The sequence below is a fragment of the Methylobacterium sp. E-005 genome (genome assembly GCF_022829725.1).
Classification (GTDB): Bacteria; Pseudomonadota; Alphaproteobacteria; order Rhizobiales; family Beijerinckiaceae; genus Methylobacterium.
Genome location: NZ_JAKSYG010000041.1, coordinates 1 through 13,596, shown reverse-complemented (window position 1 = coordinate 13,596; position 13,596 = coordinate 1). Strand labels below are relative to the sequence as shown.

At 69.6% G+C, this 13,596-nt stretch carries 10 protein-coding genes, 1 tRNA gene and 2 rRNA genes; 5 read left to right on the top strand and 8 right to left on the bottom strand.

Annotated features, from left to right (window positions below; translation table 11 throughout):
• Positions 1-25: 25 nt before the first annotated feature.
• Positions 26-1,297, bottom strand: coding sequence for an efflux RND transporter periplasmic adaptor subunit (locus MKK88_RS03620; protein ID WP_243997232.1), 1,272 nt, complete (start codon positions 1,295-1,297; stop codon positions 26-28).
• A 181-nt stretch (positions 1,298-1,478) separates the two neighbouring features.
• Between MKK88_RS03620 and MKK88_RS03615 the strand changes: the two genes are divergently transcribed.
• The 3 genes from MKK88_RS03615 (at position 1,479) to purD (ending at position 4,499) form a co-directional block, all read left to right on the top strand.
• On the top strand, positions 1,479-2,705 hold the full coding sequence (locus MKK88_RS03615; RefSeq protein WP_279602060.1) for an oxalate decarboxylase family bicupin: 1,227 nt from the start codon (positions 1,479-1,481) through the stop codon (positions 2,703-2,705).
• 72 nt (positions 2,706-2,777) lie between these two features.
• A complete protein-coding gene (locus tag MKK88_RS03610; protein WP_243997231.1) occupies positions 2,778-3,128 on the top strand; it encodes a hypothetical protein in 351 nt (116 codons plus the stop codon).
• A 96-nt stretch (positions 3,129-3,224) separates the two neighbouring features.
• On the top strand, positions 3,225-4,499 hold the full coding sequence (purD, locus tag MKK88_RS03605) for a phosphoribosylamine--glycine ligase (protein WP_243997230.1): 1,275 nt from the start codon (positions 3,225-3,227) through the stop codon (positions 4,497-4,499).
• Positions 4,500-4,612: 113 nt separating this feature from the next.
• Here the strand turns inward: purD and ggt are convergent, their stop codons facing one another.
• Together ggt and MKK88_RS03595 are read right to left on the bottom strand one after the other, a co-directional pair.
• Positions 4,613-6,382, bottom strand: coding sequence for a gamma-glutamyltransferase (ggt, locus tag MKK88_RS03600; RefSeq protein WP_243997229.1), 1,770 nt, complete (start codon positions 6,380-6,382; stop codon positions 4,613-4,615).
• 127 nt (positions 6,383-6,509) lie between these two features.
• Positions 6,510-7,520 carry a 1-aminocyclopropane-1-carboxylate deaminase gene (locus tag MKK88_RS03595; protein ID WP_243997228.1) on the bottom strand — a complete coding sequence of 337 codons (1,011 nt, stop codon included), beginning with the start codon at positions 7,518-7,520 and terminating at the stop codon, positions 6,510-6,512.
• 250 nt (positions 7,521-7,770) lie between these two features.
• Between MKK88_RS03595 and MKK88_RS03590 the strand changes: the two genes are divergently transcribed.
• Positions 7,771-8,235: an Lrp/AsnC family transcriptional regulator gene (locus tag MKK88_RS03590; protein ID WP_243997227.1), complete on the top strand. Its 465-nt coding sequence runs from the start codon at positions 7,771-7,773 to the stop codon at positions 8,233-8,235.
• Between the two features lie 7 nt (positions 8,236-8,242).
• Here the strand turns inward: MKK88_RS03590 and MKK88_RS03585 are convergent, their stop codons facing one another.
• The gene (locus tag MKK88_RS03585) at positions 8,243-9,586 is read right to left on the bottom strand and encodes a replication-associated recombination protein A (RefSeq protein WP_243997226.1); all 1,344 of its coding nucleotides are present in this window, start codon (positions 9,584-9,586) and stop codon (positions 8,243-8,245) included.
• Positions 9,587-9,991: 405 nt separating this feature from the next.
• On the opposite strand from MKK88_RS03585, the gene MKK88_RS03580 reads away from it, so the two are divergent.
• Entirely contained in the window at positions 9,992-11,293 is a 1,302-nt protein-coding gene (locus MKK88_RS03580; protein ID WP_243997225.1) for a methyl-accepting chemotaxis protein, read from the top strand.
• 52 nt (positions 11,294-11,345) lie between these two features.
• Here the strand turns inward: MKK88_RS03580 and MKK88_RS03575 are convergent, their stop codons facing one another.
• From MKK88_RS03575 to MKK88_RS03560, 4 genes are all read right to left on the bottom strand, one after another.
• On the bottom strand, positions 11,346-12,797 hold the full coding sequence (locus MKK88_RS03575; protein WP_243997224.1) for a Do family serine endopeptidase: 1,452 nt from the start codon (positions 12,795-12,797) through the stop codon (positions 11,346-11,348).
• Between the two features lie 231 nt (positions 12,798-13,028).
• Positions 13,029-13,105, bottom strand: a tRNA-Met gene (locus MKK88_RS03570).
• Positions 13,106-13,236: 131 nt separating this feature from the next.
• Positions 13,237-13,352, bottom strand: a 5S ribosomal RNA gene (gene rrf / locus MKK88_RS03565).
• 166 nt (positions 13,353-13,518) lie between these two features.
• Positions 13,519-13,596: ribosomal RNA gene (locus MKK88_RS03560) — 23S ribosomal RNA — on the bottom strand; the annotation flags it as partial.

Genomic DNA, 13,596 nt, shown 5'->3' with positions numbered 1-13,596 from the left:
GGCAGAGCCCTGATGGAACGTCCGCTCACGCCCCCGCCTTGCCCTCGGGCTGCGGCGTGACCCGGTCGCCGTCGCGCAGGGAGGCCGGCGGCCCCACCACCACGCGCTCGTCTCCGGTCAGGCCCGAGCGCAATTCCAGCGCCGTCCGGGTCTGGCGGAAGATCGTCACCGGGCGCAGCCGCGCCACGGTTCTCCCGTCCGCCCCCGTCTCGACCGTGGCCACGCGGGTCCCGTGCTGGTCGAAGATCAGGGCGTCGCTCGGCACGCTCACGGCCGGCGCGACCCGCGGGATCTCCAGCGTGAGGGTGATGTAGAGGCCCGGTCGGAGCGCGCCGTCGGGATTGGGGATGTCGACCTGCGTGACCAGGGTGCGCGCGGAGGACAGCAGCGTCGTCGACGAGCGCGAGACTTTTCCGGGGAAGATCTTTCCGGGGATCTGCGCCACCTCGATCCGCGCGTCGAGCCCGTCGCGGACGCCGTCGGCCGCGTAGAGCGGCACGTTCACCGCCATGCGCAGCACGTCGTCCCGGTTCAGCGTCAGCAGCGGCGCCCCCGTGTTGGTGTCCGCCGTGACCGCGTCGCCGACATCGTTGTTGCGCGCCGTTACCACCCCGTCGAAGGGCGCGCGGATCTCCTCGAAGCTGGTCAGGACCTTGAGCCGGCTGACCTGCGCCTCCTGGGCGGCGATGTTGGCCTCGGCGACCTTCACGGCGGCCTTGGCGGCGTCGACATTGGCGGTCTGCGTCAGCACCCCGGCCTGCGACGTATCGGCGTTCTGCCGGGTCTCGACCCCGGTGCCGGCCAGCGTCGAGGTCCGCCGGTTGTTCGCGTCCGCGAGATGGCGGTTGGCTTCGGCCTGATCGACCATCGCGCGGGCCTGGATCAGCGCCGCCTGGAGCTGGACCACCTGAGCCTGGGCCTGGACGAGCTGCTGGTCGAGGTCGGGGGCGCTGATCCGGAACAGCAGGTCGCCCTGCTTCACCTGCGAGCCGATATCGACGCTGCGCTCGACGATGTAGCCGGTCGCCCGCGGGTAGAGATTGGCCGTGTCGAAGGCCTGGGTCGTGCCGGTCTGGGTGAGGCTCAGGGGCCCGGAGGCCTGCATGGCCCTGGCCACCCGCACGGCGGGCGGCTTCGCCGCGGGGGCGTGCGGCGGGCTGGCGGCCCGGGACGCGTCCGGCCAGAGGCGGTATCCGAGGAGACCCGCGCCGGCCAGCACCAGTACGGCGAGCCAGACGCGCCCGCTTCGTGCGGGCCGGCCGGCGTGGTCTGCGGCTGAGTTGTCCCGGTCCGCCATCCTGCCCTCGGGCGCGCTGCGCCGCATCGCGGGCCCGCTGCCCGCCCGGGACGCGCCCGGTCCTGTATCCAATACATAATCCGCGGACCGGGTCCGGGCGAGATGCCGCACTGCACGATCCGGGCCGGATCCTCCCGTCCCGCGCCCGGTTACCCAGCCAGAGAGCGGGATTCGAGCGACAATGACCGAGATTTCCAGGCGCGCCATCATCGCGGCGGCCGGGGGCGCGATGATGGCGTCCCCCGCGATGGCGCAATCCGCCGGCCCGTCTGCCCCCGTGCCCGAGCGCGGCGACAAGGGCGCCGACATCCTCGGGCCGCGCAACCCGCCGCGGGCCGGCGAGGAGCCCTTCACCCTGGCCCCGCCCGCCACCGACCATGGCACGATGCCCAACCTGAAATGGTCGTTCGCCGACAGCCACATGCGGCTGGAAAAGGGCGGCTGGGCGCGCCAGACCACGATCCGCGAGCTGCCGGTCTCGAAGGCCATGGCCGGGGTCAACATGCGGCTCAAGGCCGGCGTGGTGCGCGAGATGCACTGGCACAAGGAATCCGAGTGGGCCTACATGATCAAGGGCAAGGCCCGGATCACCGCGGTCGATCAGGACGGGCGCACCTTCGCGGACGATGTCGGCGAAGGCGATCTCTGGTACTTTCCGGGCGGCATCCCGCACTCGATCCAGGGGCTGTCCGCCGACGGGGTCGATGGCTGCGAGTTCCTGCTGGTGTTCGACGACGGCGCCTTCTCGGAGGATTCCACCTTCCTGCTGACCGACTGGCTGGCGCACACGCCGACCGATATCCTGGCCAAGAATTTCGGCTTGCCCGAGAGCGCCTTCGCCAAGGTTCCCCAGAAGGAGCTTTACATCTTCCCCGGCCCGAATCCGGGACCGCTCGCGGCCGACAAGATGGGCGGCGCCGGTGAGATTCCAAAAACATTCAGCCACCGGATGCTGGCGCAGGAGCCGATCCGCACCAAGGGCGGCAGCGTGCGCATCACCGATTCCACGGTGTTCCCGGCCTCGGTGACCATCGCGGCGGCCCTGGTCGAGGTCGAGCCCGGGGGGCTGCGCGAGCTGCACTGGCATCCCAACGGCGACGAGTGGCAGTACTACCTCTCGGGCAAGGGCCGGATGACGGTGTTCGGCTCCGAGTCGAAGGCGCGCACCTTCGACTATCAGGCCGGTGACGTCGGCTACGTGCCCTTCGCCATGGGCCACTACATCGAGAACACCGGCGACACGGTGTTGACCTTCCTGGAGATGTTCAAGAGCCCGCGCTACGCCGACATCTCGCTGACCCAGTGGCTGGCGCTGACCCCGCACCCCCTGGTGGAGGCCCATACCGGGCTCGATCCGAAGCAGGTCGAGGCCCTGCCGCAGACCAAATCACCGGTTGTGCCCGGTTGACGCGGCCCGGAACTTGGCGCGTCTTCGAGACGTCGACCGTGTAGACGTCTCGCTCCAGTCACGGAGAGCCCCATGCGCGCCGCATCCCGCGCGCTCCTCGCCCTGGCGCTCGCCCTCCCGGCGGGCGCCGCCCGGGCGCAGGTGCAGCAGAACAATCCGGACGCGGCCAACGCCTCGTTCGCCCTGCAGAGCCAGATCCGCACCCTCAACCAGCAGCGGGTCACGGATTACAACACGCTGAACCAGTCGATCCAGCGCAACGTCCAGTTCGAGTCCTTCGGGCCGGTCCTGCCCTATCGGGGCCTCTACGGCGGGCACGCACTCGGGCGCCATGTCGGTCACCAAGCTGGTCACCCCGGCGGCGCCCGCGGCTTCGTCCGGCGCGGCGGCGGCATCAACACGAGCGTGTGCACCGGCTGCTGAGCGGCCGGGATAGCTGCGTGAAGCGGGGAAAGCCCGAAAAAAACCTTTCCCCGCCAGCAGGTTTCGCCCAGAACCTGGGTTCATGGTGGCGGACGCATGAATATCCTGCTGATCGGTTCGGGCGGCCGCGAGCACGCCCTCGCCTGGCGACTGGCCCAGAGCCCCCTCTGCACCCGGCTGTTCACGGCGCCCGGCAATCCCGGCACCGCCCGGCACGGCACCAACCGGCCCGACCTGACGGTCACGGACCACGCCGCGGTGGCGGCCTTCTGCGCGGCGGAATCGATCGGCCTCGTGGTGGTCGGCCCCGAGGCGCCCCTGGTCGCCGGTCTGGTCGACGACCTGAAGGCGGCCGGAATCCGCGCCTTCGGCCCGACCCGCGACGCCGCCCGGCTCGAGGGCTCGAAGGGCTTCACCAAGGACCTCTGCGCCGCCTGCAACATTCCCACCGCCGCCTTCGCGCGCTTCACCGCATTGGAGCCGGCGCTGGCCTATGTCCGGCAGCAGGGCGCCCCGATCGTCGTGAAGGCCGACGGGCTCGCCGCCGGCAAGGGCGTCACGGTCGCCGAGACCGTGGATCAGGCCGAGGACGCGCTCACCGCCCTTTTCGCCGAGCCCGGCGCCGAGGTGGTGGTCGAGGAATGCCTGTTCGGCGAGGAGGCGAGTTTTTTCGCCCTGTGCGACGGGACGCGCGCCATTTCGCTCGGCACCGCGCAGGACCACAAGCGCGTGTTCGACGGCGACCGCGGCCCCAACACCGGCGGCATGGGCGCCTATTCCCCGGCCCGGGTCGTCACCCCGGAGATCGAGGCCCGGGTCATGGCGGAGATCATCGCCCCCACCTTGGCCGGGATGCGGGCGCGCGGCTGCCCGTTCACCGGCATCCTGTATGCCGGCCTGATGCTCACCGCCGACGGCCCGAAGCTCATCGAGTACAACACCCGCTTCGGCGATCCCGAGGCGCAGGTGCTGATGCCGCGGCTCTCGTCCGACCTCGTCCCGGCCCTGCTCTCGGCCTGCGACGGTGACCTCTCCGGCGTGACCCTCGAATTCGACGCTCATCGCGCCGCCCTCACCGTGGTGATGGCGGCGGCCGGCTATCCCGGGGCCGTAGTGCGCGGCTCGGTGATCCGGGGCGTCGAGGCGGCCGAGGGCGACGGTGTGTTCGTGTTCCAGGCCGGCACCCGGTCCGAGGGCGGGCAGCTGCTCGCCGATGGCGGCCGGGTCCTGGCAATCACGGCGCTGGGCGACAGCGTCACGGATGCCAAGGATCGCGCCTACGCCGCGGTGGCGCGGCTCGACTGGCCCGAAGGGTTCTGTCGGCGTGACATCGGCTATCGGGCCGTGGCGCGCGAAGCCGGGCAGGGCTGAAAAGTCCCGGTTTCAAAAGGTCGTTGACCTTTTGCGGGTCCAGGGCGGAGCCCTGATGTTTCAGGGGCTCCGCCCCCGAACCCCGCCAAAGGGCTGAGCCCTTTGGGATCCCGTTACTCGCCGATCGCAGCCCCGGCCGGCCTCCGGTTGTCGTTGGCGCCGTAGAGCAGGCCCGGGCGCATGCGCTCCGTGCGCGAGGCGTCGTTGCCCGAGGAGGCCGCCTCCGGGGCGTCGGGCGCGGCGGCGCGCACCGCGATCAGCTCCTCCGCGCCCCAGGGCTTCTGCGCGACGATCGTGTGGCCCATGTCGCGCAGGATCGCCTTCGTGTCAGCCGAGAGCGCGAAGGGCTCGGCATAGACGGTGTCGGGCAGCCATTGGTGGTGGATGCGCGGGGCGTCCACCGCCTCCTGCGGTTCCATGCCGAAGTCGAGCATGTTGATCAGCGTCTGCGCGTTGATCGTGATGATCCGCGAGCCCCCCGGCGAGCCCGCCACCAGCGCGACCTTGCCGTCGCGCAGCACGATCGTGGGCGCCATCGAGGAGAGCGGACGCTTGCCCGGCTGGATCGCGTTCTTGGTGCCCTGCACGAGGCCGAACAGGTTCGGCACGCCGGTCTTGACCGTGAAGTCGTCCATCTCGTCGTTGAGGAAGAACCCCGTGTCGCCCGCGATCACCCCGGCGCCGAAATAGCCGTTGATCGTGTAGGTCAGCGAGGCGGCGTTGCCGGCCCGGTCCATCACCGAGATGTGGGTGGTCTCGGCCCGCTCGTGGGTCTCCAGGCCCGGATCCGGGCGGATCTCGGCCGATGGGGTCGCCCGGTCCGGCCGGATCGAGGTCCGGAGCTTGTCGAGGTAGGTGGGCGACAGGAGCTGGGCGACCGGGTTCGCCACGAAGGCCGGATCGCCGAGCAGCAGGTTGCGGTCGGCATAGGCACGCCGCATCGCCTCGACCATCAGGTGCACGCTCCGGGCGGAATTGAACCCGGCCGCCCGCAGGTCGTAGCCGTCGAGGATGCCGAGGATCTCGCAGAGCGTGACGCCGCCGGAGGAGGGTGGGGGCGCCGACAGGATCGTCGCGCCCCGGTAGCGGCAGGTCAGCGGCTCCGACTCGGTCACCGTGTAGGCCGCGAAATCGGCCGCCGTGAGCAGGCCGCCCCCCGCCCGGGAGGCCGCCTCCACCGCCTCCGGGATCGCGCCCTTGTAGAACGCGTCCGCGCCGCGCGCGGCGATGGCCTGAAGCGTGCGGGCGAGGTCCGCCTGGACCAGCCGGTCGCCGGGCCGCCAGGGGCTGCCGTCCGGGCGCAGGAAGATGCGGGCGACGTTGGCTTGGCCGGCGAACAGCTTGGTGCCGGATTCGAGGATGTCGGTGTCGCCCCGGGTCAGCACGAACCCGTCCCGGGCGAGCGCGATCGCCGGCGCCATCACCTGCGCGAGCGGCAGCGTCCCGTACTGGGCCAGCGCCGTGTTCAGCCCGAGCACGGTCCCCGGCACGCCGGCCGCCTTCCAGCCGCGCAGGCTCGCGCCCTTCACGACGTTCCCGGCAGCGTCGAGGTACATGTCCCGGGTGGCCGCCGCCGGGGCGGTCTCGCGGAAGTTGATGAAGCGGCTCCGGCCGTCGGCCGCGTGCAGCACCAGGAAGCCGCCGCCGCCGAGATTGCCGCAGCACGGGTTCACCACCGCCTCGGCATAGGCCACCGCCACCGCGGCATCGACGGCATTGCCGCCGGCCTTCAGGATATCGGCGCCCACCTGCGAGGCGAGGCGCTGGGACGAGACCACCATCCCGTTCTCGCCCTCCACGGCCGGCCCCGAGGCGGCCCGGGCCGGGGGCGCGCCGAGCGCGAGCAGGGCGGCCAGGAGCAGTGCGCGTGCCGGTGCGATCATCCCTGCCCTCTCCGGTGTGGTCCAGCGCCGCCATATAGGGGACCACACGCCGGAGGCGCAGCTCCCGACCGGAGCCGGATCCTGTGTTCAGGATCCGGGGTGGGATGGGAGGTCCGTTCGCCCCGCCTCAGCCGTTGCGGAAGGTGTAGCTGTAGCCGTTGAGCGCCGGGGCGCCGCCGAGATGGGCGTAGAGCACCTTCGAGCCCTTCGGGAAGAAGCCCGTCTTCACGAGGTCGATCATGCCCTGCATCGACTTCCCCTCGTAGACCGGGTCGGTGATCATCCCCTCGAGCCGGGCCGAGAGCCGGATCGCCTCCACGGTCTCCTGGGAGGGCACGCCATAGACCGGGTAGGCGTAATCCTCGTTGAGCACCACGTCGTCGGCCACGATGTCGCCCGCGCCGACCAGCGCTGCGGTGTTCTGGGCGATGTCGAGGACCTGGGCCTTGGTCTGGGCCGGGGTGCAGGAGGCATCGATGCCGATGACGTTGCGGGCGCGCCCGTCGGCGGAGAAGCCCACCAGCATGCCGGCATGGGTCGAGCCCGTGACGGTGCAGACCACGATGTAGTCGAAGTGCAGGCCCATCTCGGCCTCCTGCTTCCGAACCTCCTCGGCGAAGCCGACATAGCCGAGCCCGCCATACTTGTGCACCGAGGCGCCGGCCGGGATCGCGTAGGGCTTGCCGCCCTCGGCGTCGACCTCGGCCAGCGCCCGCTTCCACGAATCGCGGATGCCGATATCGAAGCCGTCATCCACGAGCTGCGTCTGCGCGCCCATGATCCGCGACAGGAGGATGTTGCCGACCCGGTCGTAGACCGCGTCCTCGTGGGGGACCCAGGCCTCCTGGATCAGCCGGCACTTCATCCCGATCTTCGCGGCGACCGCGGCGACCATGCGGGTGTGGTTCGACTGCACGCCGCCGATCGACACCAGCGTGTCGGCCCCGCTCGCGATGGCATCCGGCACGATATATTCGAGCTTGCGCAGCTTGTTGCCGCCATAGGCGAGACCCGAATTGCAATCCTCGCGCTTGGCGTAGAGCTCGACCTCGCCGCCGAGATGGGCGGTCAGGCGCTTCAGCGGCTCGATCGGCGTCGGGCCGAAGGTCAGGGGATAGCGCTCGAATTTGTCCAGCATCGGGTCTCTCCGGGTCTCGGGTCGCGGCCGGGGGCAGGGGCGGTCTCCGTCCGGCCCGGACGCGTCGAAGCGAGGCCCCGAGGGATCCGGGCTGCGGGCCGGCCCGGTCTTCGAGGCACAGGGGAAATCTACCCGATCCCCGATGAAAGGTGCTCTCGAACTTTCCGCGCGGCAGGCCGACGCGTTGCAGATCCAGGCCTTTCCGCTAAAAATAATCCCGGATTGTGAGCGCGTTCTGAAAGAACCCACCATGTCCGAAGGGCTCGACCGGATCGATTACAGGATCCTGCGGTTGCTGCAGGGCGATGGGCGCATGGCCAATGCCGAGATCGCCGAGCGCGCCGGTACCAGCGCGGCCACCTGCCACCGCCGAATTCAACGGCTGTTCGCGGAGGGGTTCGTGCGGGCGGTACGGGCACTGATCGACCCGGCCCGCGTCGGACGCGGCACCCTGGTCTTCGTCGGCGTCGTGCTCGACCGTTCGACGCCGGAAAGCTTTTCGGAGTTCGAGGCCGCCGTGCGGGCGATCCCCGTGCTCCTCGATTGTCATCTCGTGGCCGGCGACTTCGACTACATGCTGAAGATCCGGGTCTCCGACATGGCCGACTTCAACCGCCTCCACAGCGCCACGCTGATCGGCCTGCCCGGGGTCCGCCAGACCCGGACCTTTTTCGTCATGAAGGAGGTGATCGACAACGCGCCGCTGGATCTGTGAAGCCGCCTTATCCCTCCCCGCGCCGCTCCTTCCGCAAAGTCTCCCACCGGTCGAGCCGCTCGCCGATGCGGCTCTCGTAGCCCCGTTCGCTCGGCTGATAGAGGTGCTGCTGCCCCAGGGCGTCGGGCCAGTAATCCTGGCCCGAGAAGGCGTCGGGCTCGTCGTGGTCGTAGCGGTAGCCCTCGCCGTAGCCGATCCGCTTCATCAGCTTGGTCGGCGCGTTGAGGATGGTCCGCGGCGGCGGCAGGGAGCCGGCCTCCTTGGCGAGGCGCGTCGCGGCCTTGTAGGCGGTATAGACGGCGTTCGATTTCGGTGCGCAGGCGAGGTAGATCGCCGCCTGGGCCAGCGCCAGCTCGCCCTCCGGGCTGCCGAGGAAGTCGAACGCGTCCTTGGCGGCGTTGGCCACCACCAGGGCCTGCGGGTCGGCGAGCCCGATATCCTCCACCGCCATCCGCACCAGCCGGCGGGCGATGAACAGCCGGTCCTCGCCGGCATCGAGCATCCGGCAGAGATAGTAGAGCGCCGCGTCCGGATCCGAGCCGCGCACGGTCTTATGCAGCGCCGAGATCAGGTTGTAGTGCCCCTCCTGCGCCTTGTCGTAGATCGGCGCCCGCCGCTGCACGATGGTCTGCAACGCGTCCGCGTCGAGGATCTCGCCGGGGCCGGCCGAGCGCCAGACCTCCTCGGCCAGGGTCAGGGCCGCCCGGCCGTCGCCGTCGGCCATCCGCACCAGCACGCCGCGTGCCTCCTCGGTGAGCGGCAGCGCCTGACCGGTCAGCGCCTCGGCCCGGACCAGCAGCCGGGCGATCGCCCCCGGGTCGAGGGCCCGGAACAGCAGCACCCGGGCCCGGGACAGGAGCGCGGCGTTCAGCTCGAAGGAGGGGTTCTCGGTGGTGGCGCCCACCAGCGTGACGGTCCCATCCTCCATCACCGGCAGGAAAGCGTCGAGCTGCGCCCGGTTGAACCGGTGGATCTCGTCCACGAACAGCAGGGTCGCCTGCCCGGCGGCCCGGCGCTTGCGCGCCGCCTCGAACACCTTGCGCAGGTCGGGCACGCCCGAAAAGATCGCCGAGATCTGTTCGAAATGCAGGTCGGTGCCCTGGGCGAGCAGCCGCGCCACCGTGGTCTTGCCGGTGCCGGGCGGTCCCCAGAAGATCAGAGAGCCGAGGGTCCGTCCGCGCAGGAGGCGGGTGAGCGCCCCGCCCTCCCCGGTCAGGTGCTCCTGGCCGACGACCTCGGCCAGGCTCTGCGGGCGCAGCCGGTCCGCCAGGGGCCGGGCGGCCTCGGCACCGGATGAGCGGCCGGCATCCGGCATCGCGGGCGGCTCCGCGGAGGCGAACAGATCGGACATCCGCGCATCAACACCGGCGCCGGGGCCGGGTGCAAGCGGATCCCGGCCGCGCGTGCCGAAAAGGAGGGCGCATTCCTCGGACCGCCTTCATCCTGGCTCCTGCCCTTCCACGCGGTCTGCCCGCGCCGCTGGCCCGGTTGCGCCCTGGAGCGGGACGGATCTTCTTCTCGTGGTCCCTGACAAAATATCATGACATAGAATCTGGATATGCCGTAAAAATTTGAGATGTTAGCCAGTAAAAATCTAATTATCTTTCAACATTTCAATCGTAAACTTGTCGAATCATGCAGTTTTGAGCCAAGTCACGCTCTACCGAAGTGAATGCTCGTTCGGCGAAAGCGAGCACGTCGAGGCAACGACTGGGAGCCATTCCCTGTTGCAACACGATCGGGAACATCTCTAGGTATGGTCGCGATGATGTGCGTGACTGACGGGATGGGTCAAATGGCACTGCTTTTCGCAAGAGGCGGATCGAGTTTCAAGATCGATTTGTGTTTGTCGTTATTTGATGAATCTCCGGATAGTATTACCGTCATCGACGACACGGGGAAATATGTAGATTGTAATGATGCTGCCGTCAGGTTGCTGGGCGCCGCCAGCAAGGAGGATATCCTGCATGCGCAGCCCAGCGCGCTCTCCCCGCCGGTGCAACCCGATGGAAAAACCTCTGCCGAGAAGCAGAAAGAGCTGGTCGACCTGGTATCCCGGGACGGATTTGCCCGTTTCGAATGGGTCCATCGTCGATTCGATGGTGCGACCGTTCCTGTCACGGTCACGCTCTTCACAACGACGATCCGGGGTCGAGCCTACGTCATCGGCGTGCTGAGCGAATTTTCCGGTCTGCAGGCGCGGGAACAGCGCGCCGCCGCCCTGGAAGGCCTGACCCGGACCTTCGACGGCCAGGTCTCGGATGTGCTGGAGGCCGTCGGACGAACGAGCACCGAACTGGAGACGACGGCGTCCGCCCTGTCCTCGGCGGCGGAGCACGCCTCCGCGCGGGCGACAGCGGTCGCCGCCGCGGCCGAGCAGACCTCGGCCCATGTCCGGACGGTGGCGACCGCCACCGAGGACCTGTCCTCCTCCATCGCCGAGATCGGCTGCCGCGTGGCCGAAGCCGCAAGCCTGTCCGCCAAGGCGTCGGAGGAGGCCGCGCACACCAATGAACGGATGCAGCGCCTCTCGACCGCCGCCGGGCGCATCGACGCGGTGGTCCGGCTGATCGACGCGATCGCGTCCCAGACCAACCTGCTGGCCCTCAACGCGACCATCGAGGCGGCCCGGGCCGGCGCAGCCGGCAAGGGCTTCGCGGTCGTGGCGGGCGAGGTGAAGACCCTGGCCGATCAGACCGCCAGGGCGACCCAGGACATCGGCCGGCAGATCGCGTCCGTCCAGCAGGAGACACGCACGAGTGTCGCAGCCGTCGAGACGGTCGCCGTCATCATCGGGCAGATCAACCTGATCGCCGCCGGTATCGCCACGTCCGTCGAGGCGCAGAGCGCGGCCACGCGGGACATCGCCCGAAGTGTCCTCCAGGCCGTCCAGGGGAGCCAGCAGGTCAGCGGGTCCATCGCCGTCATCTCTGCGGGCGCCACCACGACCGGACAGGCCGCACGGCAGGTGCTGGCCTCCGCCGGCCATCTGTCCGAGGGGGCGGACCGCCTGAGACATGAGGTCAAGGACTTCGCGGCGGCCGTCCAGATGGCGTGACGCCGGAGATGCCCCTGGCCGGATGGGCCCAGGAGGGGGGCACCGGGCAGACTTAGCCCCCGAACACCGAGGTCAGGACCTCGCCGTTGCGGTTGATCGCCACCTCCCAGGAATTGAGGCTGTTGCGGGTGACCCGGTCGAGGTCCTTGGTGGTCGCGATCGGCACGCCGTTGACCGCCACGATCACGTCGCCCTTCTGCAGCCCGACCCGGGCCGCGACGGAGTTCTCCTCCACCGCCTGCACGACCACGCCGTCCGTCTGGAAATCGACCTGCATCTCCTCGGCGACCGCCGGCGAGGTATTGACGAGGGTCGCCCCCAGGAACGGCGAGCGGGTCTTCACCTTGAGCGTGTCCCGCGGGCGCGTCTCCGGCGCGGGTGACAGCTTGACGGTTACGGTCTGCCGATTCGTGCCGCGCAGGATGCCGAACCGGGTCTGCCCCTGGACGCCCTTGAGGGCGAAGCGGTAGCCGAAGGCCTCCGGGTCGGCGACCTCCTGGCCGTCGACCGTGAGGATCAGGTCGCCGCGCTTGAGGCCAGCCTCATCGGCCGGGCTCTTGGCCTGCAGGCTCGCGACCAGCACACCGGTCGGATGGTCGAGGCCCATGCTGTCGGCGATGTCCGGGGTGACGCTCTGGATCCGTGCCCCGAGCCAGGGCCGGCGCACGACGCTCGCCCCCTCGCGGGCCGCGTCGACCACCGCCTTGACCATGCCCACGGGGATCGCGAAGCCGATGCCGTGGCTGCCGCCCGACTGCGAGTAGATCGCGGTGTTGATGCCGACCAACTGCCCCTTCAGGTCGACCAGGGCGCCGCCGGAATTGCCCGGGTTGATCGCCGCGTCGGTCTGGATGAAGTACTGGTAATCGGCCGAGCCCACCTGCGTGCGCGCCAGGGCCGAGACGATGCCCTGCGTCACCGTCTGGCCGACGCCGAACGGGTTGCCGATCGCCATCACGAAGTCGCCGACCTCCAGGGCGTCGGCATCGCCGAACGGCATCGGCACGAGGCCCTTCGACGGCTCCTTGATCTTGAGCACCGCGAGATCGGTACGGGTGTCGCGCATCACGATCGTGGCCTCGAACTCGCGCCGGTCGGCCAGCGCGATCCGCACCTCGTTCATGTTGTCGATGACGTGGTTGTTGGTGATGACGAGCCCGTCGGCATCGACCAGCACGCCGGAACCCAGGGAGCGCTGCGCCCGGTCGCCCCGGGGCCCGCGGCCACCCTCCGGCTCACCGAAGAAGCGGCGCATGAATTCCTCCATGGCGCTGGTGCGGGCGCTGGAGCGCTTGTCCACGTGGGAGGCGTAGACGTTGACCACCGAGGGCGCGGCCCGCTTCACCACGGGGGCGAAGGAGAGCTGCACGTCGGCCTTGCTGAGGGGCACGACCTTGTTGGGCGTCCCCTCCTTCGCGCTCTCCGTGCGCGCCATCTGAGCCGCGGCCGGGCCGGCGGCCAGCAGGGCCGCGACGAAGGCGGGCAGGGCAAGGCGAGTCAGCATACAGAGGCCTCCGACGTCAGGGCGGCGCTGTCCTGGATAAGGCGGACGCGCACGCAGCGGCCCTACGCTATCGAGGCCGATTGCGGCAGGTCCACGACACCTTCGCCGCACGCCGCGCGAACGAAGAATCGGGGCGCGGCCAAGAGGATCCTGTCGACAGGTCCAGAGGCCGAACAGCAGAAAGCCCCCGTTCAGGTGAACGGGGGCTTTCTGCTTGTGTGTCGTGAGATTTGGTTGCGGGGACAGGATTTGAACCTGTGACCTTCAGGTTATGAGCCTGACGAGCTACCGGGCTGCTCCACCCCGCGCCAAGTGTGTGCGGCTGGTCCGGTGCGCCGACGCGGTGTGCGCGCGGGCGATGGCTCCGGGGCCGGATCGGTGTCGTGTCGAGGGAAGCGCGCCGTCTCTGGGCGAGCGACGCATGGATTGCGATGGGCAGGTCTGGCGGCGACCGACTCTCCCGTGCCTTGAGACACAGTACCATGGGCGCTGGCGTGTTTAACGGCCGAGTTCGAGATGGGATCGGGTTCTGGGCACGCCGCTCGAGCCACCAGACCGGCGCATCGCAATTCGTTTGGCACCGGGCGGCGCAGGGTGCTGCGACGGCCAGTGCTGTGTTCGGCAAGCAGGCAGCGGATACGCTGCGGGTCTTCTTATGCTGTGTGTCTCTGGCTTCGCCAGCCTTGCGGCTGCCGAACCAGTCCGGACACGGATCACGAGAGCGATCAAGCCAATCGGGCGATTAGTACCGGTCGGCTCAACGCGTCGCCGCGCTTGCACCCCCGGCCTATCGACGTGG